At 64.2% G+C, this 558-nt stretch carries 1 protein-coding gene; it reads left to right on the forward strand.

The window, feature by feature from the left end; genetic code table 11:
• Window positions 1-360: 360 nt before the first annotated feature.
• Window positions 361-558, forward strand: a 198-nt coding sequence (locus ABD323_RS44635) for a MerR family transcriptional regulator (protein ID WP_344447684.1), incomplete at its 3' end; no start/stop codon positions are given.

Below are 558 nucleotides of genomic sequence, written 5' to 3' on the forward strand. Positions count from 1 at the left end.
GGACATCCTAACGGGCCCCGAAGGCCCCTCCGGTGCGCGTCCGTTCGGATCCGGAAGGATGGAGTCCGAGGTCAACGGCGTGAGCATGTCTACTTTCCGGTACAAGCCGACCGGTATTCCGATCCGATTACAACCCCTCGCCGGATCGGGCCAAATCCACCCATCGAAGCCAATTCGATTCAGGCGGTGCACTAGCGTTCGCTCTACGCTCCCGCGGTCTACGTACCCTGCACTGAAAGGCTTCGCAAGGTGCGCCCAGTCACCACCTCCACTGAACGCGGATCAGCCCACCCGCCACAGTTTGACGTGTACGAATCAAATCTTGAAGAGGCCGCTCCCGCCCCGGGTGATGATGACGCCATGACCACAGCGACATTTCTGACGCCCGCTCAGGCGGTCGAGGAGTCCGGCTTCAGCCTGGACACCCTGCGGTACTACGAGAAGATCGGGCTGCTGGGGGACGTCCAGCGGTCGGCCAGCGGGCACCGGCGGTTCAGCGCGGAGGACCTGGCCTGGCTCGGGGTGCTGCGGTGTCTGCGGGACACCGGGATGCCGATC

It is taken from the genome of Kitasatospora nipponensis, from assembly GCF_039528135.1.
Classification (GTDB): domain Bacteria; phylum Actinomycetota; class Actinomycetes; order Streptomycetales; family Streptomycetaceae; genus Kitasatospora; species Kitasatospora nipponensis.